This window comes from Solirubrobacter soli DSM 22325, assembly GCF_000423665.1.
Taxonomy (GTDB): domain Bacteria; phylum Actinomycetota; class Thermoleophilia; order Solirubrobacterales; family Solirubrobacteraceae; genus Solirubrobacter; species Solirubrobacter soli.
On record NZ_KE384070.1, the window covers coordinates 459,497 to 479,280 of the forward strand.

13 protein-coding genes are annotated in these 19,784 nt (G+C 74.9%); all 13 read left to right on the plus strand.

Going from position 1 to position 19,784, the window contains the following annotated elements:
• Positions 1-267: 267 nt before the first annotated feature.
• From G569_RS0135005 to G569_RS0135065, 13 genes are read left to right on the plus strand one after another with little or no spacing between them, the layout of a single operon-like run.
• Complete coding sequence (locus tag G569_RS0135005; protein WP_157592525.1) at positions 268-3,174, plus strand: hypothetical protein; 2,907 nt, start codon at positions 268-270, stop codon at positions 3,172-3,174.
• Positions 3,171-4,328 carry a Pvc16 family protein gene (locus G569_RS0135010; RefSeq protein ID WP_028066870.1) on the plus strand — a complete coding sequence of 386 codons (1,158 nt, stop codon included), beginning with the start codon at positions 3,171-3,173 and terminating at the stop codon, positions 4,326-4,328. Before G569_RS0135005 ends, G569_RS0135010 begins: the two co-directional genes overlap by 4 nt.
• Entirely contained in the window at positions 4,325-4,819 is a 495-nt protein-coding gene (locus tag G569_RS0135015) for a hypothetical protein (protein WP_028066871.1), read from the plus strand. Before G569_RS0135010 ends, G569_RS0135015 begins: the two co-directional genes overlap by 4 nt.
• Positions 4,816-6,693 carry an ATP-binding protein gene (locus G569_RS54145; RefSeq protein ID WP_053227441.1) on the plus strand — a complete coding sequence of 626 codons (1,878 nt, stop codon included), beginning with the start codon at positions 4,816-4,818 and terminating at the stop codon, positions 6,691-6,693. The genes G569_RS0135015 and G569_RS54145 overlap by 4 nt, the downstream gene beginning before the upstream one ends.
• A complete protein-coding gene (locus tag G569_RS0135025) occupies positions 6,675-6,932 on the plus strand; it encodes a hypothetical protein (protein ID WP_157592526.1) in 258 nt (85 codons plus the stop codon). The genes G569_RS54145 and G569_RS0135025 overlap by 19 nt, the downstream gene beginning before the upstream one ends.
• Entirely contained in the window at positions 6,929-7,558 is a 630-nt protein-coding gene (locus G569_RS0135030) for a hypothetical protein (protein ID WP_028066873.1), read from the plus strand. The genes G569_RS0135025 and G569_RS0135030 overlap by 4 nt, the downstream gene beginning before the upstream one ends.
• Complete coding sequence (locus G569_RS0135035; protein ID WP_037501205.1) at positions 7,555-7,845, plus strand: hypothetical protein; 291 nt, start codon at positions 7,555-7,557, stop codon at positions 7,843-7,845. Before G569_RS0135030 ends, G569_RS0135035 begins: the two co-directional genes overlap by 4 nt.
• Positions 7,842-9,011: a hypothetical protein gene (locus G569_RS0135040; protein ID WP_028066875.1), complete on the plus strand. Its 1,170-nt coding sequence runs from the start codon at positions 7,842-7,844 to the stop codon at positions 9,009-9,011. The genes G569_RS0135035 and G569_RS0135040 overlap by 4 nt, the downstream gene beginning before the upstream one ends.
• Complete coding sequence (locus G569_RS59620) at positions 9,008-9,916, plus strand: phage baseplate assembly protein V (RefSeq protein WP_053227442.1); 909 nt, start codon at positions 9,008-9,010, stop codon at positions 9,914-9,916. The genes G569_RS0135040 and G569_RS59620 overlap by 4 nt, the downstream gene beginning before the upstream one ends.
• Positions 9,913-10,275, plus strand: a complete 363-nt coding sequence (locus tag G569_RS0135050) for a GPW/gp25 family protein (RefSeq protein ID WP_028066876.1) — start codon at positions 9,913-9,915, stop codon at positions 10,273-10,275. The genes G569_RS59620 and G569_RS0135050 overlap by 4 nt, the downstream gene beginning before the upstream one ends.
• On the plus strand, positions 10,272-12,332 hold the full coding sequence (locus G569_RS59625) for a baseplate J/gp47 family protein (RefSeq protein WP_053227443.1): 2,061 nt from the start codon (positions 10,272-10,274) through the stop codon (positions 12,330-12,332). Before G569_RS0135050 ends, G569_RS59625 begins: the two co-directional genes overlap by 4 nt.
• Positions 12,329-17,917, plus strand: coding sequence for a hypothetical protein (locus G569_RS66175; RefSeq protein ID WP_028066877.1), 5,589 nt, complete (start codon positions 12,329-12,331; stop codon positions 17,915-17,917). Before G569_RS59625 ends, G569_RS66175 begins: the two co-directional genes overlap by 4 nt.
• Positions 17,914-19,779, plus strand: a complete 1,866-nt coding sequence (locus G569_RS0135065; RefSeq protein ID WP_028066878.1) for a hypothetical protein — start codon at positions 17,914-17,916, stop codon at positions 19,777-19,779. Before G569_RS66175 ends, G569_RS0135065 begins: the two co-directional genes overlap by 4 nt.
• The last annotated feature ends 5 nt before the right edge of the window (positions 19,780-19,784 follow it).

Here is a 19,784-nt window from a genome sequence, read left to right on the forward strand (position 1 = left end):
CCGTTCGTGTCCGGGACCGACGCCCCTCGCCACGCCGCGGCGCCCCCCGACATCGTGTCGCCGCACGCCGAGCCGCGCGCGTCGGACACTGACGCCGCGTCTCCGCGCGTCAGCCGTTCCGAGTCGGAGCCGCCCGCTGTGTCACCGCGTGCGTCGGAGACTGACGCCGCGTCTCCGCGCGTCAGCCGTCCCGACTCTGAGCCGCCCGCGGTGTCACCGCGTGCGTCGGACACGGACGCCGCGTCTCCGCACAACGACGCCGCGCCCGTGAGCGCCGAGCGACGAGCATCGGACTCTCGCATCGCTCCGCCGGTTGGCGAGCCGCGCGCGTCGGACAGCGACGCGGCGCCCTTACGCCCGGAGTCGGACCCGCTCACGTCGTCGCCGGCTGGCGAGCCGCCCACGTCGGACACGGACGCGTCGTCTCTGCACGCCCGCCGTCCTGATTCGGCGCCGGTCGCCGCGTCGCCGCGAGCCGCGCCGCTCACATCGGATACCGAGGCTGCGCCCGTGCGTGATGAGGGACCCGCGTCGCACCGCCACACCCCGCCGCCCGTTGGCGAGCCTCGCGCGTCGGACACCGACTCGTCGTCTCTGCGCGGCCGCCGTCCCGATTCGGGGCCGCCCGCCGTGTCGCCGCGTGCGGCGCCGCTTACGTCGGATACCGCGGCCGTGCGCGCCGGGCGACCGGCGTCGCGCCCCGAAATCGCGCCGCCGCCTGCCGAGGAGCTCGCGTCGGAGATCGACGCCGCGCCTGTGCGTGCCGATCGGCCGGCGCCGGACCCCCACGTCGCGTCGGACGCTGGCGAGGCGCTCGCGTCGGGCCCCTGCGCCGCGCCCGTGCGCGCGGAGACACCTTCGCGCACGGCGTCGCCGGCCGGCGAGGCGCTCGCGTCGGGCCCCGGCGCCGCGCCCGTATTCGCGGGGCGGCCGGTGTCACACCCGCACGTCGCGTCGCCGGCCGGCAAGGCGCCCGCGTCCGCCACCGACGCCGCGCTCTCGTACGCCAGTCGTTCCGAAGCGGATCCGTCCGTCGTGTCCCCGCGTGCCGAGCCGCTCGTGTCGGACGGAAGCGGCGCGTCGGTCACCGACACCGAGCCCGCGCGCGGCGAGCGATCGGTGTCGGACTCCCGCATCGCGTCGCCGGCTGCCGAAGGGCTCGCGTCGGTAACTGACGCCGCGCCCGTGCGTGGCGAGCGATCGGTGTCGGACTCCCGCATCGCGTCGCCGGCTGCCGAGGGGCCCGCGTCGGACAGTCACGCCGAGCCTGTGCACGCCAGTCGTTCCGGGGCGGAGCCGTCCGCCGCGTCGCCGCGTGCCGAATCCCTCGTGTCGGACGCAAGTGCCGCGCGTGCGCAGGTCGAGGCGCTCACGTCGGACACGGGCGACGCGCCCGTGCGCGCCGAGCGACCGGCGTCGGAGCCGCACACAGCGTCGCCGGACGGTGAGCCGCGCGCGTCGGGGGCCGAGCGATCGTCGAACTCCCGCACCGCGTCGCCGGCTGCCGAGGGGCTCGCGTCGCGGACTGACTCGACGCCTGTGCGTACCGAGCGATCGGTGTCGCATCCCCGTGTCGCGTCGCCGGCTCGCAAGGCGCTCGCGTCGGACACCGACGCCGCGGCCCCGTACGCCAGTCATTCCGGGGCGGAGCCGTCCGTCGTGTCGCCACGTGGCGAGTCGCTCGTGTCGGAGCTTCGCGCCGCGCAAGCGCAGGGCGAGGGGCTCGCGTCGGACACCGACGCCGCGTCTGCGCAGGCGAAGCGGCCGGTGTCGGACCCCCGTGTCGCGTCGTCCGCTGGCGAGCCATTGGCGCCGGACCGTGACGACGGGGCACTGCACGCCAGACGCCCCGAGTCGGAGCCGCACGCGACACCGACTGAGTTGAAGCGACGCGCCGAGTCGACGCAGGGCGAGTTGCTCGCGTCGGCCGGCGACGCCGCGTCTGCGCACACCAGCCGTCCTCCGTTGGACCCGCCGACCGCGTCGCCGGGTGCCGAGTCGCTCGCCGTCGCGTCTGCGCAGGGCGAGCGGCCGGCGTCGGACCCCGACGCCGCGCCCACACAAGCCGTGCGGCCGACGCCGGTCCCCGACTCCGCGCCGCCGCATGTTGGGCCGCTCGAATCGGAGATCGACGCCGTGCATCGGCGTGTCGCGCCGGTGGAGTCCGATCCACGCGCCGCGTCGCTGGCCGCCTCGGCGCCACCGCGCGCCGGGCGGTCCGCGCATGGCGTCCGCACGGCGTCACAGCGCTTCGAGCCCCCGGCGGAGGAGCCGGCGCGCGCCGCCTTGCCCGAGTCGAATCATCGCGCCGCTTCGCAACGGGCCGATGCGCACCCGTCAAACCACCGCGCGGCCGGGCAGGGCGTCGGCTCTCGCGCGTCGGAGCCGGGCGTCGTGCCTCGGCGCGTCGACGGACCGGCGACCGTCGCGCCCGCCGCGTCGGGGCGCGCGGAGCGGCCCGCACCGGAGACCGCAGATCCTTCGGGGCGCGCGGAACGGTCCGAGCCGGAGACCACGGGTCCGTCGAGGCGCGCGGAGCGGCTCGCGCCGGAGACCACGGGTCCGTCGGGGCGCGTGAAGCGGCGGCGGGCCGGCGGGCCGGCGCTCGTCGCACCCTCCGCTTCGCCGGACGTGGAGCGTTCCGCAGCTGAGTCCTCCGCCGCTCCGCAGCGCGACCCAGTCGCGGCTGCCGCTTCGCCCGGCACCGAGCGTCCGCGCCGCGTCGAGGCGACGGCGCGCGCCGCCGCACGCCTCGCGGCGCCGGAGGCTCGCGAGCCGGGTGAGCCGGCTGCGTCTCGTTTTCCGCGACCAAACCGACTCACCTCGCGCACGGACGACGAGAGGCGCGCCGAGCCGGAAGCTTCACAGGCGCCGCCGGAGATCGCGTCACCGCAGCGAACGAGCGAACCCACCCCGCGCGACTCCCGCGACGTGCACTTCGACGCGGGCGTCGTCGATCACGCGCCGTGGCGCCGGCTCCGGCCGGCCAAAACCCAGCCGTCCGCCCCCGGCCGGGCGCCGGGGAGGGAGCCCTCGAGCGCGATCGATGTCACCGTCGAGATCGCGTCGCTCGAGGTCGTGCCGGCGACGGGCGGGCCGCGGGCGAAGCGACCGCCGAAGCCGGCCCCGGTGTCGCTGAGCGACTACCTGAAGGCCCGGGACGCAACCAGATGACGACGTTCAAGGGCATCGCTGCGGTGACGCGGACGCTCGGATACCTGGTCGGGTCGGCGGCGCGCGCGGCGGTGCCGGAGGTCGATGTCACGCTGGCGCGGCCGGAGGAGCCGGCGGCGGGGTCGGCGAACTCGCCGCGGTTGAACGTGTACCTCGTGCAGGTCACCCCGGAGGCGACGATGCGGTCCAACGACCTGCCGACGCGGACGTCGCCGGACAAGCTCGTGGCGGCGCCGATGGCGCCCGTCAACCTGCGCTACCTGTTGTCGTTCTTCGGGACCTCGGAGAAGGCGCACCTGATGCTGGGAGCGACGGAGCTCGTCCTGCGCGAGCGGGCGGTGCTCGACCCGACGCTGATCGAGCAGGCGCTGGTCAACTACCCGGAGCTGCAGGACTCGGGGCTCGAGCGGCAGGTGCCGCCGGTGCGGGTGGTGCCGAGCCTCGTCACGCTGGAGGAGCTGTCCAGGTTCTGGTCGGGGTTCCTGCAGATGCCGTACACGGTGTCGACGGTCTATGAGGCGATGACGGTGATCCTGACGTCGTCGTCCACGCCCGCCGCGTCGCTGCCGGTCGCCCAGCTCAAACGCAACACGGGCGCGGCGATGCCACCACGACTCGAGCCGTTCCCGCCGATCCCGTTCACCGCCCACCCGCGCCCGAAGGTCCCGGTCAAAGGCCGCGGTCTCCAGGCGGGCGACCCGGTAAAAGTGGGCAGCGCTTGGACGACGCTCCAAACGAGCGAGCAAGGCCTCACCTTCACCCTCCCGCCCGACACGCCGGCGGGCGTGCAGACCGTCACGCTCGGCACCCTCGTCGACGGCAAGCCACAGGAGCGACCCGGCGCCCGCTCCGAGACCCTGCGGATCCGCCCCGACCTGCTCGCCGCGCACGCACACGACAGGACCGCCAGCATCACCGTCGCACCGGCGGTCGAGCGCGGCCAGCATCTGCAGTTGAGCCTCGTCGCCATGGAGGGCGACGCGTCGGTCCAACTCGACGCGTCGCCGGACGAGCAGGGCACCGAGATCACGTTCACATTGCCGTACCGCCTGCCGCTGGGCAGGTATCTGGCGCTGCTCGAGGTCGACGGCGTGACATCGCTGCCGATCCGGCGCGCCGGCCACTACGCCGAGCCGATCCTCGAGGTCAAATGAAGGTCTACAACGACATCATCAAGGACAAGGTCAAGCTCCCGCCGCCGGAGAAGGACCCCTACAAGCTCAAAGGGCTGTCCGACCGTGGCATGGCATCGAACCATCTAAAGGGATTCGGAGACAGGTCCGCCGGTGGAGTGATGGGCTTCGGGCTCGATTTCGCCAACGCCTATCAGCACTTGGTCGGCAAGCACTTCGGAACCGACTCGCCGTTCAACCTGGGTGAAGGCGGCGGCTTCCACCCCACCTTCACGGACCCCGTGAACCAGAAGCTCTTGAGCAAGCCGCCCACCGACAAGAACCTCCGGAAGATCGTCAACCTGGATCAGAAGGCGCTGAACCACCCGAAGAGCGATCCCGTGACGGTGAACAGCTCGAAGTCGGTGAGCGATGACACCCGGTTCAAGCTGCTGAAGATCAGCAAGCACGCGTACCCCCTCATGAACTCCTTCGACACCCACTTCCCGACCACCTCGAGCCCCTTCAATTGAGCAGCGACGCCTTCCACACCTGGCAGGAGCACAACCGCGAGTTCCTCGCGCTCGCGATCGACGACCTGCACGCGCGCATGGAAGGTGAGGACACCGCGGCTCTGCGCGCGCGCCTGGAGGCGCTGCTGATCGAGATGTCACACGAGCCCGGGCTGCTGGCGCTGGCCGGGCGCTTCGACCTCGACGCCTTCGCGCAGGACCTGGTGCTGCTCTGCCTGGCGTTCGAGGTCGACCCGCGGTTCCGGATCGACGAGCACCCGGTGACCGTGGGCTACGCGCTCGAGGTCCTCGAGGGCTCCAACTGGGCGGCGGTCGACGCGAGCGCCCCGCTGCGCAGCTGGGGCCTCGTGGAGCTCGAGCGAGCGGTGACGATGACCGACGCGCGCGTGCGGCTGGCCGAGGACGTGGCCCGGTTCCTGCTCGGCTTCGACCCCCGCGAGGGCGGCGACGAGGTCTTCACGCTCGCTCCGGCACCGGTGCTCGTGGAGTCGCAGCGCCAAGGCGCGGTCGAGCTGGCCGAGCTGATCACCGAGACCGCCGAGGCCGCGGGACAGGTGCCCGCCGTCGAGCTGCACGGCGCCGCCGAGGAGGACCGGGTCGCGCTGGCGACGATGTGCGCGAACGCCCTCGGCGCGGTGCTGGCGACCGCCGACGTGCGCGACCTGCCCGAGCCCGGCCAGGAGCTCGACGCGCTCCTGCGCACCTGGGGGCGCATCGCGCGTCTGACATCGACGATGCTGTGCCTCACGCAGCCGGACCGCGACGACGATCCGGCGATCCGGCACCGGATCGAACGCGCGCTGGTCCGCCTGCGCGACGTGTTCTTCGTCTGCACCGGCGCCCCCACGACCGCCGAGCCGGCGCGGACGGTCCTGCGCCTCCGGGTCGAGCCGCTGAACGCCGACGAACGTCTCGAGGTGTGGGAGGCGTGCGCCGAGGCGTCGCGGAACGAGCTGATCGCGCTGGCCAACGACTTCCGCTTCGGCGCCCGCACGATCCGGCGCGTCTGCGCCGAGTCGAGGGGCGACCTGCGCGGCGCCTGCGCCCGCACGGTTCGCGCGCGGCTGGACCCGCTGGCCGAGCGGGTGAGGCTGCAGGACGTCGCCGACGTCGTCCTGCCGGTCAGGGAGGCCGAGCAGCTGCTCGAGCTCGAGCGCAGCGTCCGGCTGACGAAGGAGGTCTCCGAGGACTGGGGCCTCGGCCACGGCCGCGGCGGCGCCGCGACCGCGCTGTTCGCCGGCCCGAGCGGGACCGGCAAGACGCACGCGGCGCTCGCGCTGGCCAGGCGGCTGGGGCTCGACCTGTACCGGGTCGACCTCGCGAGCGTGCTGTCGAAGTACATCGGGGAGACCGAGAAGAACCTCGACCGGATCTTCGACGCGGCGGAGGTCGGCGGCACGATCCTGCTCTTCGACGAGGCGGACGCGCTGTTCGGCAAGCGCAGCGAGGTGCGCGACAGCCACGACCGCTACGCGAACCTGGGCACGGCGTACCTGCTGTCGCGGGTCGAGCGGACGCCGACGCCGACGATCCTGACGACCAACCTCAAAGAGGCGATCGACCCGGCGTTCCTGCGCCGGCTGCACTTCGTGATCGACTTCCCGTTCCCCGCGCGCGGCGAGCGCGAGCAGATCTGGCGCACGATCTACCCGGAGCGCGCACCGGTCGGCGAGCTCGAGCCGGGCAAGCTGGCGGCGGTCTCGGCGACCGGCGGGACGATCCGCAACATCGCTCGCCGCGGCGCGTTCCTGGCGGCCGCGGAGGGCGAGGAGATCGAGATGGAGCACCTGCGCGAGGCGACCGTGCGCGAGCTGCGCACCGCCGGCCGCGACCTGACCCCGGAGGAGCTGCGCGCGTGGCCTCGATCCGAGTGAAGATCGGGGCGCTGACGGTGCACGAGCCGCTCGACGCCGCGGACCTGCACCGGCGCGTCGAGCGCGAGCTGGCGGCGCTGCTGGAGCGCGAGCCGCTGCGCGCCGCCCCGCCGCCCGGCGCGAGCATCCAGCTCCTCGGCGGGAAGGTGCACGCCCCCGACACGTCCGCGCCCGCCGTCGCCCGTGCGTTGGCGCGGCGGATCCACACCGAGCTCCAGAACGGGGAGGTGCGGCGATGAGCGGCAACCCGATCGCCCCCGGCAGCCTGCTCAAGGGCGCGATCGTCGCGATCGCGAACGACGGCTCCAAACGCTCGCTCGCGTTCCAATACAACCCGGACACGATGCAGCGCACGCTGCAGCCGAACACGGTCGGCGGGCAGCCCGGGTCGCGCTCGCGGGCGGTGCGGTTCGCGGGTGCGCCGACCGAGACGATCACGCTCGACTGCCGCTTCTCCGCGGTCGACGCGATCGACGCTGGCGACGTCGGCCAGGGCATCGCGCCGCAGCTGGCAGCGCTCGCGGTCCTGCTGTACCCCAAGAGCGCTGACGTCATCCAAGCGCAGTCGATGCTCGACGACGGGCTGATCGAGGTCGTGCCCGCGCTCGCGGACCGGCTGCTGTTCGTGTGGGGCGCGAACCGCGTCCTGCCGGTGGAGCTGACATCGGCGACGATCGTCGAGGAGCTCTACGACGCGGAGCTCGTGCCGGTGCTCGCGACCGTCACGCTCACGTTGCGCGCGCTCAGTTACTCCGACGTCGACGAGGCCAACGGCTCCTACGCCGCGTTCCTCAGCTACCAGCAGGGCCTAGAAGGCCTGGCACAGGGCGCGTTCAGCAGCGGTGGGGCGGAGGATTGGGAATGAGCACGAGCCGCTACGCCAACTGCGCGCCGCTGGCGCGCTACGACGCGTCCGGGCGGCTCGTGCGCTACCTCGCGCCGCGGATCCTGCCGCAGGGTTCGGCGATCGCCGGCGGCGGGCGCACGCAGGTCCGCCCCGCGGAGCGCCACCGGCTCGACCTCGTCGCCAACCGGACCCTGCGCGCGCCCACACAGAGCTGGCGCATCGCCGATGCCAATGATGCGATGGACCCGTTCGAGCTGTGCGAGCGCGCGGGCACGATCCTCGAGCTTCCGGGCAGCACGCTGTGAGCTCGCTCTCGACGATCACGCTCGGCCTGCGCGTCGGCCCGCTGCTGCCGGTCTTCGCGCCCGCGCACATCATGCGCGCGCTGCGCAACGTCGAGGTCACGCAGCGCGACGCGGGGCCGTGCGGGTTCCAGCTCACCTTCCTGGCCGAGGTCACCTCCGCCGGCGAGGCGTTCGACATCGTCTCGGACCCCCTGCTCGCGCCGTTCAACCGCGTCCTGATCCGAGCAGAGGTCGACGGCCTCCCGACGACGCTGATCGACGGCTTCATCACCCACCAGCAGTACATGCCGGGCAACGGCCCGGGTGACTCGACGTTCGTCGTCACGGGCGAGGACGTCAGCGTCCAGCTCGACCTCACGAGCTACTCGCAGGAGTTCCCCGCGATGCCGGACGAGGCGATCGTGCTGGAGGTGCTGGCACCGTGGCTGACGCTCGGGATGGTCCCGATGGTGATGCCGTCGATCAACTCGATCGTGCCGGTCGAGTACGTGCCGCAGCAGCGCGGAGAGACCGACCGCGCGCTGCTCATGCGGCTCGCGCAGCAGAACGGGTACGTGTTCTCGGTCCGCCCGCTGCCGGTCCCTTTCACGAACACGGCGTACTGGGGCCCGCCGCAGCGCTGGTGGCCGCCGAGCGCGGTGATCGACGTCGCGGTCGGCGCGGCGAGCACCGCGGACTCCTTCTCGGCCTCCTACGACGCGCTCGCGCCGGAGACGTTCTACGGGAGCTCGATGCAGACCGACGTCGAGCCGTTCGTGGAGCTGCCGGTGATCACGATCACGAGCACGCGGGTGCCGCCGCTGGCATTACTGCCGGCGATCGACCTCAACACCGTGCTGGACACGGTGCGGCGCACGCTCTGGAGCGACGACGACCTCGACCCGGTCACGGCGAACCTGCGCGCGCAGGCGATGACCGACGTCTCGACCGACAAGGTCGTGACGGTCACCTGCGAGGTGACACCGACGCGGCTCGGGACCGTGGTCTGCGCGCCGGGCGTCGTCGGGGTCCGCGGCACGGGGCTCGCGTTCGACGGCCTCTACTACCTGGAGTCCGCGACGCACCGCATCAGCCTGCTCGCGGGCGAGGGGTGGGACTACACGCAACAGCTGACGCTGACCCGGGAAGGGGTCGGGACGACCACGCCGGTGCTGGAGGCGCTATGAACTACTGGGGGAAGTACCGGGGCAAGGTGATCTCGACCGAGGACCCGACGGTCAGCGGACGGCTGCTGTGCGAGGTCGCGGCGCTGCCCGGGATGGTGCTCAACTGGGCCACGCCTTGCGTGCCGTACGCGAGCCTGGGGCAGGGCTTCTTCGCGCTGCCGGTGGAGGGCTCGGACGTGTGGGTCGAGTTCGAGCGCGGCGACGCCGACAAGCCGATCTGGTCAGGCGCGTACTGGGAGCCCGCCGAGGAGCCGGTGATGCCGGAGCTCGATCCCGAGGCGCCCGAGCTCATCAACATCCTCCGCAGCAAGTTCTGCACGCTGCTGTTCAACGACACGCCCGGTGAGGGCGGCGTGACGGTGTCGGCGATCGACCCGGTGGCGCCGGTGCCGGTGACGATGCTGATGAACGAGGAGGGCTTCTCGCTCACCTGCGGCGAGCTGAGCTTCACCATGAACCCCGAGGTCGGCATCACGCTGACCGCGGGCGAGACCGTGATGACGCTCACGCCAGAGGGCGTGACGGTCGAGACGCCGACGGTCGATGTCACCGCCGACGACACGATCAACGTGACGAGCCCGACGACCGAGGTCGAAGGCGACGTCGACATCACCGGCGCGGTCGAGATCGAGGGCGACGTCGAGATCACCGGCGCGGTCGAGGTCGAAGGCGACGTCGAGATCGCGGGCGCGGTCGAGATCGAAGGCAACGTCAACGTCGTCGGCGCCGTCGAGGTCGAGGGGGAGACCAACGTCGTCGGCGCGGTCACGGTGGAAGGGGAGACCAACGTGCTCGGCGCGCTGACCGTGGAGGGCGACGCGAACTTCCTCGGCGCGCAGCAGACGGAGGGCAACTGCGCCGTGCTCGGAATCATCGAGGGGATCGTCGTCCCGCCACTGCTGTGAACGCGAACGGGCTCGACTTCCCGCTGCACCTGGACCGGGCCGGCAACGCCGCCCGCGCGTCGTCGCGCGCGAGCGCGGTCGAGCAGCTGATCGAGGAGCTGCTGTTCACGAACCTCGGCGAGCGCCTGAACCGGCCGACGCTCGGCTGCGGGCTGCTCGAGTTGGTGTTCGACCCCGCGGGCGACGAGCTGCGCGCCGCCACGCAGTTCCAGGTGCTGTCGGAGCTGCAGACCTGGCTCGGGGATCTGATCCGCGTGCAGTCGGTGACGGCGGAGTCGACGGGCGCCGAGCTGACCGTCACCGTCACCTACGCCCCGCTCGCCGGCGGCGCTCCGCGGACGGCGGTCTTCGTGCGATGACCGCGGTCGCGCAAGCGATCTCGACCCGTCGCCTCGGCCGTGACCGCTGGCGCGTCGAGCTGGCGCTGGAAGGACCGGCCCGTGCGCACCCGCTGCGGGTCGAGGGCGACGACTCCGAGCGCGTGCGGATCGAGTCGCTCGTCGTTCCGACACCATCCGCGCGCGATCGGTTCAGCGTCGTGCTGACGCTCACCGGCGACGCCCCCGCGGCCGTCGAGCTGGCCGGCGAAGGCTGGCGTGGCGCGGTCCGTCTGGCACCGAGCGAGTTGCCGCGTCCCGCCGAGCCGCACGCCGCCTCGCCGGTCCCCGCGGCCGTCGACTACACCGCGCGCGACTTCGACGCCCTGCGAACGATGTTGCTGGGTGTCGTCGACGAGCAGGGGCTCGCCGAGCAGCCGGTGTCACAGACCTCGGCATTGATCGAGGAGATCGCCTACCTCGGCGACGCGCTCAGCTACCACCAGGACGCGATCGCGACCGAGGCGTATCTGGCGAGCGCGCGGCGGCGGGTCTCGGTGACGCGCCAGGCGGCGCTGCTCGACTACCCCGTCTCGCTCGGCCGCAGCGCGCGCACGTGGGTGCGGTTCAGCGTGGAGGAGGCGCTCGAGCTGCCCGCCGGCACCGCCGTGCTCGCGCACGCGGCGGGGCTCGGCGACCGCGTGCCCACGGCGATCCTGCGCGGCGGGCTGCCGGCGCGGGCGCTGGTGTTCGAGACGCTCGAGCCCGTCGCGCTGACACCGGACCACGTGCCGCTTCCGGGCGTCGGGCGGCTCGCCCTCGGCGCCGTCGAGGCGACGCTCGAGGGTCGCTGCGAAGCGCTCGGCGAGGGAACGCTCGCACTGCTCGAGCCCGCGTCCGGGCCCGGTCAGGTTGTGCGGGTCACGCAAGCCGAGCACGGGCGGACGACGCGGATCGCGTGGGACGAGCGCGACGCGCTGCGCGCCTTCACCGGCCCGTTCCGCGTGCGCGCGGGCAACCTCGCGCTCGCCGATCACGGTCGCACGTACGACTGGGCGCCGCTCCCGCCACCGGTCGGCGGGCGGCGCTATTGGCCCGAACTTCCGGAGCGGCACCCCGCGCCGTCGGCCGGGACGAGGACGGGAGCCGCCGCGGAGATCCTCGCCGGCGGGCACGCGCGCCCGGCGGTGCACCTGCGAGACGGGGCGCACCGGTGGTACCAGCGGGCGTCGCTGCTGGAGAGCGGGCCGCTGGACCCGGCGTTCGTGGTCGAGGTCGAGGAGGACGGCCGGACACGGTTGCGCTTCGGAGACGGGACGAACGGCCTGCGGCCGCCGAGCGACGCGGCGTTCTCGGTCCGGATGCGGGCGGGCGGCGGCGCGGCGGGCAACGTGGGGGCAGGCGCGATCACCGGCGTCGTCAGCGACGACCCGCGGGTGCGCGCGGCCGGCAACGTCGTCGCGGCCGTGGGTGGGGAGGACCCGGAACCGCTCGAGCGCGTGCGCCTGTTCGCCCCGCGCTCCTTCCGGATGACCGAGCGCGCCGTGTTGCCCGTCGAGTACAGCCGCGCGGCGCTGGCGGTCGAGGGTGTCGCCGACGCCGCCACGATCATCGTCCCCTCTGGCGCTGGGCCGGTCGCGCGGGTGCGGGTGCACGCGGGCGGGTGGGAGATAGGAGTGGCGCCGCTCGTCGCGCGGGTGCGGGAGCGGCTGGAGCGGCTGCGCCCGGCCGGGGTCGCGCTCGACGTGGCCGGGGCGACGCCGATGCCGGCGAGCGTGGCGCTCTCGATCGTCGCCGAGCCCGGATGGACCTTCGCGGCGCTCGCGGCGACCGTCGATGTCACGCTGCGCGAAGGCCTGCTGACACCGGGGCGATTCGGGTTCGGCACGCGCCTGCATCGCAGCGACCTCGTGCGGATGGTCGCGGCCCTGCCCGGCGTCCTCGACGTCACGCTGGCGCGCTTCGACTGGACCAGCCGCGACGGCTCGGGGCGCCTCGAGGACCTCGAGCCGCCGTTCGGCCACGTCATCCGGATCGACAACGACCCGGCGGCGCCGGAACACGGCACCGTGTCGTTCCGGCTCGGGAGCGCGGGATGATCGCGGGCTATCAGGCCGCCCGCGCCGAGTTGCTGGAACGGCTGCGCGGCCAGCCCGAGCTCGCACGGCTGCGGATCGACGACGCCGAGGACTGGCTCGTCGGCTTCTGCGACGCCTGGGCGGCGCTGGCCGAGGTCTTCGGCTTCTATCAGGAGCGGATCCTCGAAGAAGCGTTCCTGGCCACGGCGCAGCAGCCGTCCTCGGTCGAGCTGATCTACCACTCGCTCGGCCACCGGTTCCCCCCGAACGCCGCCGCGACCACCGCCCTGGCCTACCACCTGAGCCCGAAGGTCGCGGGCGTCGAGGCGGTCGGCCGCGTCCGCGGGCAGGGCGGGACGGGCGCGAGCCCGGAGGAGCGCGCACGCCGCGCGGTGGGTGGCATCGCGACGCCGGCCGCCGGCCCGGGCGGGAGCGTGCCGGCGGGCGTCGGGGTGACGGGCCTCGGGGGCGCGGCGGGAGCGACGGCGGGTGCGAACGGCGGTCCGGGCGCGGGTGGGCTGGGCGCGGGCGTGGGCGCAGTGCCTGCCGGCGCGCCGGGCTCCGCGGCGGCGCTGGCCGGCGGCGGCCTGAACGCGCCCGCGAGCATCGTCCCCCCGCCGCCGTCGACCCCGACGGGCATCGCGATGCCGGGCGGCGCGCTGAGCGGCGCAGGTGTGGGGGGCGCGGGTGGCGCGGCGGGGTTCGGCGGCGCGGCGGGGCTCGGCGGCGCGGGCGGGTTCGGTGGCGCGGGCGGCGGCGGTCTCGCGGGCCTGGCGGGGGCCGGCGGCTTGACGGGCGGAACTGGCCTGGCCGGCCTGGCCGAGGCCGGCGGCCTCGCGGGCGGGGGTCTGGCGGGCCTGCCGGGGGTCGGCGGCTTGACGGGCGGAACTGGCCTGGCGGGGGCCGGCGGCTTTGCGGGCGGTGGTGGCCTGCCCGGCAGCGGCGGTCCCGCGATCCCCACCGGCGCGCGGCCGACCGGTGGGCGGCCGTTCGTCGGCACGCCGGCCGGCATCGCGAGCGGTCCGCCTCCCGCCCCGGAGCCCGCCCCCGCGATCGGGGTCACCAGCCAGATCCCACCCGCCTCGCAGGTCCGCGCGATCCCGAGCGGGTCGGGGGCGGCGCCCGTGTTCGTCACGCTCGCGCCGCTGGGCGCCTACGTCGGCGCGAGCCGGCTCGGCGTCAGCACCCCCGCGACCGAGCCGCCGGCGCGGCTGACGCGGACCACCACCCAACTCGAGCTGGCCGGCGCCAAGACCGGCATCGCGGCCGGCCAGCCGGTGCTCGTGACCGCGACCGGTGCGAGCGGCGCCGCCGCGCGGTGGGTGCGCATCGTCACCTCCGTCAAGCCGGACGCGCAGCGCGGGTCGACGCGGATCGCCTGGGCGACGCCGCTCGGGACACAGGGCGAGCCCGACCCGGAGGCCGCGTCGGACCCGGTCGTCTACGGCTTCTCGGCGTCTTCGGCGCTCGTCGGCGCGAATGCCCCGGACTGGAGCTCGGCGACGCTCGCCCAGCAGCTCGCGACGACGACCGTCGAGGGGAAGCCGCTGCCCGTCCGCGGCGGCCTCGCCAGAAGCGACGACGAAGGAGCGAGCTGGACGCTCTCCCCGGCGAGCACGCCCGCGGGCGCCGACCTGGCCGCCGTTGCCTGTTACGACACCGGCGAGGAGACGGTGACGATCGTGGCCGCCGGCAGCGCGTGGCTGCTGCGGGCGGTCGGCAACGCGCCGTTGAGCCCGGTCGCGACCGGCGGCGGCGCGCGGCGCGCGGTCGGATACCTCGGCGGCACGCTCGAGCGCATGCTCGCGGGCGCCGCCGGCGGAACCGTCTACGAGTCGATCGACCAGGGCCAGACCTGGAGCGCGGTCAGCGGCAGCGCACCCACGCTGCACAAGGGAGACGACGGGGCGAGCACGGTCGTCACCAACCAGCTCCCGTCGGCGACCGTACGCACCGTCGTCGACGGCAAGGACTGCAAGGTCGACCTGCTCGCCGGCACCGACGCGGGCCTCTACGGCTACGCGAAGGGCGTCTGGTTGCCGATGCCCCAGGTGGGCGGCGTCAGCGCGATCGCGACGCCCCCGACGCCGGCCCTGCCGATGGCCGTGTTCGCGCTCGTCCCGATCAAGGACGGCTACGTCGCGGCCACCGCCGGCGGGATCTACGAGTACGGCGCGGCGGCCGGCTGGAAGAGCAAGCTCGCCACGCCGGCCTCGGCGCTGACGACCGCCGCGACCTCGATCTACGCGGCGATCGCCCAGGGCGTCGCGGTCCGCGGCCCCGACGCGACGTGGTCGCAGCCCACCTCCACCGGTCTCCCGCACACCCGGATCACGGCGCTCGTCGTGGCCGGCGACCAACTGCTGGCCTCCACGGCCCAGGGCATCTACACCGCCACGATCCCGCCCTCGCCGGGCTTGGAGTGGACGCGGTGCGACCACGCCGCCGCGTTCTCCCTCCCGGACAGCGCGTTCGACGCGCCGACGGGCAGCGCCGTCCCCGACGGGCTGTACGCGGGGTTCGCGGACTATGGCATCGCGCTCGGCACGGGTGCCGAGCTCCAACCCGCCGGGAGCGGGTACCGGCTCACGGACGGCGCGCACCAGTACACCGTCACCCCGGGAACCGGGACCTGGAACGTCGGGTTGATGGACGCGCTGCCTGCTGCGAACGACCTCGCGGTGTCGCCCGCCGGCACGGTGATCGCGGTGGCGGACGCCGCGACGCCGGTGGCGACCGCATGGCCCGGCTTCGCGGTGAGCGGCACGCAGGTGGAGTTCGCTCCGCCGCTGCGCACCGTCGCCGCCGGGGTCCCCGCGCTGATCGAGCAACGGACGGTCACGCCCGCCTCGCGGATCCTCGATGTCACACAGGTCGACCAGGACGCCGGCGTTCGCGCCGGGCGCCGCACCACGCTCACCCGGCTCACGTTCGGGACGGCGCTGGCTCCCCGGCTGTTCCCCCGCGCGGTCAGCACGGTCTGGACGGGCGCGGTCGCCAAGCCGCTGTTCGTCCCGCCCGCGACCGCCGTCGCGCAGGTCGCGGGCACGGGGCTGACGCTCGCGTCGCAGCTGCCGGCGCCGGTCGCGCCCGGCCGCCTGGCCACCGTAAGCGGCGCGCCGCCCGGCCTCGCGGTCGCCCCGCTCGGCGGGACCTTCCGCATCGCGGCTCCTGGCACGACCCCGGTCGCCGAAGGCCCGCCACAGGCCGACGTCGCCGACATCGCGGTCCTGCCCGACGGCACCGTGCTGGCCGCGACGGCCGAAGGCGTGTTCTCGCTGGCCGACGGCGTCAGCGCGCAACGCATCGACGGCGGCTGGCCGGGCGGGGCGTCGGCGGGCCTGGTCGTCGCCGGGGGCATCGCGCTCGCCGCCTCCGCACGCGGTGTTCAGCGCCTGAACCCGGCCGTCAGGAACGGACCGCCGGCGTCCTGGACGCGGGTGCTGGCGACACGGACGATCACCGCGCTCGCCACCGACGGCACGCGAGTGGTCGCCTGCGAGGCCAACGGCGCCGTCCATCTCGCGCCCGGCGCGGCCGCCGAGCCCGACCAGTGGGACGCGGTCGCGCCGGCGCTCACGCACGCCGCCACCGCGCTCGCGCTCTCCGCCGACGGGATGTGGGCCGCCACCGCGGACGGCGTCCTGTCGTTCGCGAAGGAGCACGGTTGGCGCACGCTCGCCGCTCCTGCGGGCCAGATCGCCTGCCTGCTCGTCGACGCCTCCGGCCGGCTCTGGGCGGGCGGGACGGCGGGGGTCCAGGTCCTCGATCCCGCGACCGGCACGTGGGGGTTGGACACGGACGTCGCCGGCCCGGTGGCGGCGCTGTGCGTGACGCCGGAGGGCCGGCTGCTGGCGTACGGGGCCGACGGCGTGCTCGAGCGCACGGGGACGACGTGGCAGCGTCTGGCGGCGGGCGTCGGCAGCGCGGTGACCGCGTTGGCCGAGGCACCGGACGGCTCGTGGTGGCTCGGGACCGGCGCGACGCTCCCGCTCCCGACGCTCCCCGGCGCGGGCGTCCAGCAGGTCAGCCACGCACCGCTGATCCCGGCGCTGGGCATCGATGCCACCGACGTGGCGACGCTCGCGCAGGGCGCGGTTCCCGACCGGCTCCTGGCGGCCTTCGCCGATGCCGGCAGCCCGCTCGACTCGACCCACGTCGTGGTCGACGCGGACGGCCCGGACTGCTGGCTGATCCGCGTCGGCGCCCAGCTCTCCGTGGTCGCGCTGCGGCGCAGCGCGGCGAATCCGCCGGTGCTGACGGTCACGGTCCACCGCAACCAGGCCGTCCTGCACCCGACAGGGGCGCCGACGACCGCGGACGGCGTGCAGACCTGGCCGATCGAGGTCGGCGGCGTGGCCGCGACGCTCGTCGCGCCGGCGAGCTGGATCGTCTCGTTGCCGGCGGACGCGGACTCGCCCGCGCTCGCCGAGAGCGCCACGCTGGCCGCGCCCCCCGGCGGCGGCGAGCCGGCGGTCACGAACGTCGGCGCCGGCACGGCGCTCACGTTCACGCAGCCGCTGACGCACGTCTACGACGCGAGCACGGTCCAGGTCGACCTCAACGTCGTCCCCGCCGCCCAGGGGCAGCCCGTGTCGGTGCCGATCGGGAGCGGCGACCCCAAGGCCGCGAACCAGCGCTTCCCGGTCCCGACGCCGGTGGTCGCGATCGGCTCGACGACCGCGACGCCGACGACGACGCTGCGCGTCTACGTCGACGGGCAGCCGTGGAACGAGGTCTCCTCGCTGCACCGCGCCGGCCCGGACGCACCGGTGTACGTGGTCCAGCACAACGCGGACGGCAGCGCCACCGTGTCCTTCGGGGACGGCGAGCACGGCGCGCGGCTCCCGGCCGGCCACGACAACGTCGTCGCCACCTACCTCCAAGGCGGCGGCGCGGGCGGCGAGGTCGCGCGCGGCACGCTGATCCAGCCGCTGACGCGCCCGCAGCTCGTCAAGGCGGTGCACAACCCGCTGGCCGCGCTGATCCCCGCGACGCCCGCGCTCGTCCCGTCCCGGATGGCCGCCGTCCGCGGACTCGACCGGGTCGTCACCCACGGCGACTACGAGGATCTCGCGGCCGCGCAGCCGGGAGTGGCGCTCGCGGCCGCGGAGCTGATCGCGGCGGCGTTCGGGCGCGCGCTCGTGATCACGATCGCGGGTGCGGCCTCCGCGCCGGCCGACCTCGCGCGGCGCGTGCAGCAGCAGCTGGGGACGACCGCGCCGAGCGGTGTGCCGGTCCGGGTCGCCAGCGCGCGGCTGGTCGGGGTCAGCGTCGCGCTGGAGGTCGTCTCGACCGCGCCGGCGCACGCGCTCGAGGTCGCCCTGCGGGCTCAGCTCGGCGGGCTCACGGGCCGGCGGCCGGGCGGGTCGCTGCTCGCCTCGCAGGTGCTGGCGGCGGCGACGGGGGTCGCCGGCGTGACCGCCGCCACGATCACGGGATGGGGCCGCGACGGACGTCCCGCGCTCACCCGCACGCAGCTCTCGGGCGCCGGCGCCGCGTGGCCGGAAGACTCGCCGGCGCCGCTCGGCGGCGAGCTGCTGGTCCTCGACGCCGACCACCTCGAGGTCGCGGTCGTGGCGCCGCGAGCGGTGGCGCGGACATGACCACGCCCAGCGACGAGCTGCTGCGCCGGCTGCTTCCGAGCTACTACTGGCTGCGCGACGCGGAGAGCGGCGAGGGCACGCTGGCGGCGCTGGTGCGCTCGCTCGCCGAGCAGTACGACGAGTTGCGGCTCGATCTCGACCGGCTCTACGACGACCTGTTCATCGAGACCTGCGGCCCGGCGCAGGTGCCGTTGATCGGCGACGGGGTCGGGCTGCTCGGGCTCGCGCCGGACGCGGGGCCGGGCGTCGGGGACCGGGCGTGGGTGGGCAGGATCGTCGGGCTGCGGCGCCGCAAGGGGATGCTCGCCACGATCGCGCGCGGCGTGACCGCGGCGACGGGCTGGGCGGCGTACGTGCAGGAGGGGCGCACGGTGACCGCCACCACGCACTCCGTGCGGGACACGGGGGACCCGGGCGGCTTCGCCGAGGTGTCGGGGAGACGGCCGGCCGCGCGCCTGCGCGAGCCGTGGTCGACGGTCCCGCGGAGCGCGTCGATCTCCGGGCACGCGGTGCTCGCCGGCGAGCCGGCGCCGCCCGTCATGCCGGCGCGCGCGGGCTATCCCGCACCCGCCGCGGTCGCCGTGTCCGTGTGGCGGCTGCAGAGCTACTGGGTGGCGCGCCGGAGCGCCCGCCCGGCAGGGCTCGCGAGCCGGGCCTTCCACCTGGACCCGCTCGGCCGCGACGTGCAGCTCTTCGCCCCGCCGTCGGCACCCGCCGATCCGCAGCTCGCCCCGGGCCCGTCGGAGCTTCCCCTGCCGCTGACCGTCGACCGGCTGCGCGAGGCGCTCGAGGGCCGCCCGCCGGTCGTGCTCGGCGGCTGCGGGCGGATCGTCGCCGGGGATCTCGCGAACTGGGAGGGCGCGCTCGGTGAGGCCGACGCGATCGTCGACCCGGTGCGCGGGCGCGCGCTGCTGGCCGAGCCGCGTCTCGCCCTCGACGTCAGCTACGCCTACGGCTTCCCGGGCGAGCTTGGCGGCGGCCCCTACGGCACCGCCGGCGACTACCGGACCGTTCGCCCCGGCGCGCGGGAGCTGCGGGTCACGCGCGGCGTCGTCGACGCGCTCGCCGGCGCGCTGGCCGAGGCCCGCGACCACGATGCCGACATCGTCATCGAGGACAGCGGGACCTACCTCGCGGACGCCGGGGCGTGGCGCGTCGAGGTCGCGCGCGACCGCGTGGTGCGGCTCGCGTCGGCACCGGCCGCGGCGCCGCTGCTCGACGGCGACCTGCACGTGCGGATCGAGCACGGCGGCCGCCTCGAGCTCAGCGGGTTCACCCTCAACGGGAGCTTGAGTGTTGAAGGCGAGGGGGAGCTCGCCGTGGAGCACTGCACGCTGGCGCCGCGCGAGACCAGCCTGCGTGCGGGCAGCGACGTCGCGGTCGTGCTCTCCCACACGATCCTGGGCGGCGTCATGGGCGTCCACCTCGCGCTGCGCACGACGATCGTCGACGGGCGCCTGGAGGCCGCGGGCACCGCCGACCTGGACCGCGTCACCGCGCTCGGCCCGGTCGACGCCGCCGTGCTGCTCGCCCGCGACTGCCTGTTCACCCGCCCCGTCCTCGCCGGCGCCGGCGTGGTCGAGACCAGCTATCTGCCGGACGGCTCGCGGGTGCCCCAGACGTTCGGCTGCACCGGTCCGGCCGCGGGCGAGGTGCGCTTGGAGTCCACGCGCTGGGGCGACGCGGCCTACTGCCGGCTGCGCCTGGACTGTCCGTCCACGATCGCCGGGGGCGGCGGGCAGGGCGGGGAGCTCGGGGTCTACAACTGGCTCGGCCAGCCGCAGCGGTTCGCCCGGCTCCCGGGCCTGCTCGGCGAGCTCCTCCCCGCGGGGATCGGCGCAAGCGTCCACTACGTCACCTGAAACGA

What these genes read in the sequence shown, in the direction of transcription:
- G569_RS0135010 (WP_028066870.1), top strand. Translation starts at nt 3,171, where the DNA reads ATGACGACGTTCAAGGGCATCGCTGCGGTGACGCGGACGCTCGGATAC.
- G569_RS0135015 (WP_028066871.1), top strand. Translation starts at nt 4,325, where the DNA reads ATGAAGGTCTACAACGACATCATCAAGGACAAGGTCAAGCTCCCGCCG.
- G569_RS0135030 (WP_028066873.1), top strand. Translation starts at nt 6,929, where the DNA reads ATGAGCGGCAACCCGATCGCCCCCGGCAGCCTGCTCAAGGGCGCGATC.
- G569_RS0135035 (WP_037501205.1), top strand. Translation starts at nt 7,555, where the DNA reads ATGAGCACGAGCCGCTACGCCAACTGCGCGCCGCTGGCGCGCTACGAC.
- G569_RS59620 (WP_053227442.1), top strand. Translation starts at nt 9,008, where the DNA reads ATGAACTACTGGGGGAAGTACCGGGGCAAGGTGATCTCGACCGAGGAC.
- G569_RS59625 (WP_053227443.1), top strand. Translation starts at nt 10,272, where the DNA reads ATGACCGCGGTCGCGCAAGCGATCTCGACCCGTCGCCTCGGCCGTGAC.
- G569_RS66175 (WP_028066877.1), top strand. Translation starts at nt 12,329, where the DNA reads ATGATCGCGGGCTATCAGGCCGCCCGCGCCGAGTTGCTGGAACGGCTG.
- G569_RS0135065 (WP_028066878.1), top strand. Translation starts at nt 17,914, where the DNA reads ATGACCACGCCCAGCGACGAGCTGCTGCGCCGGCTGCTTCCGAGCTAC.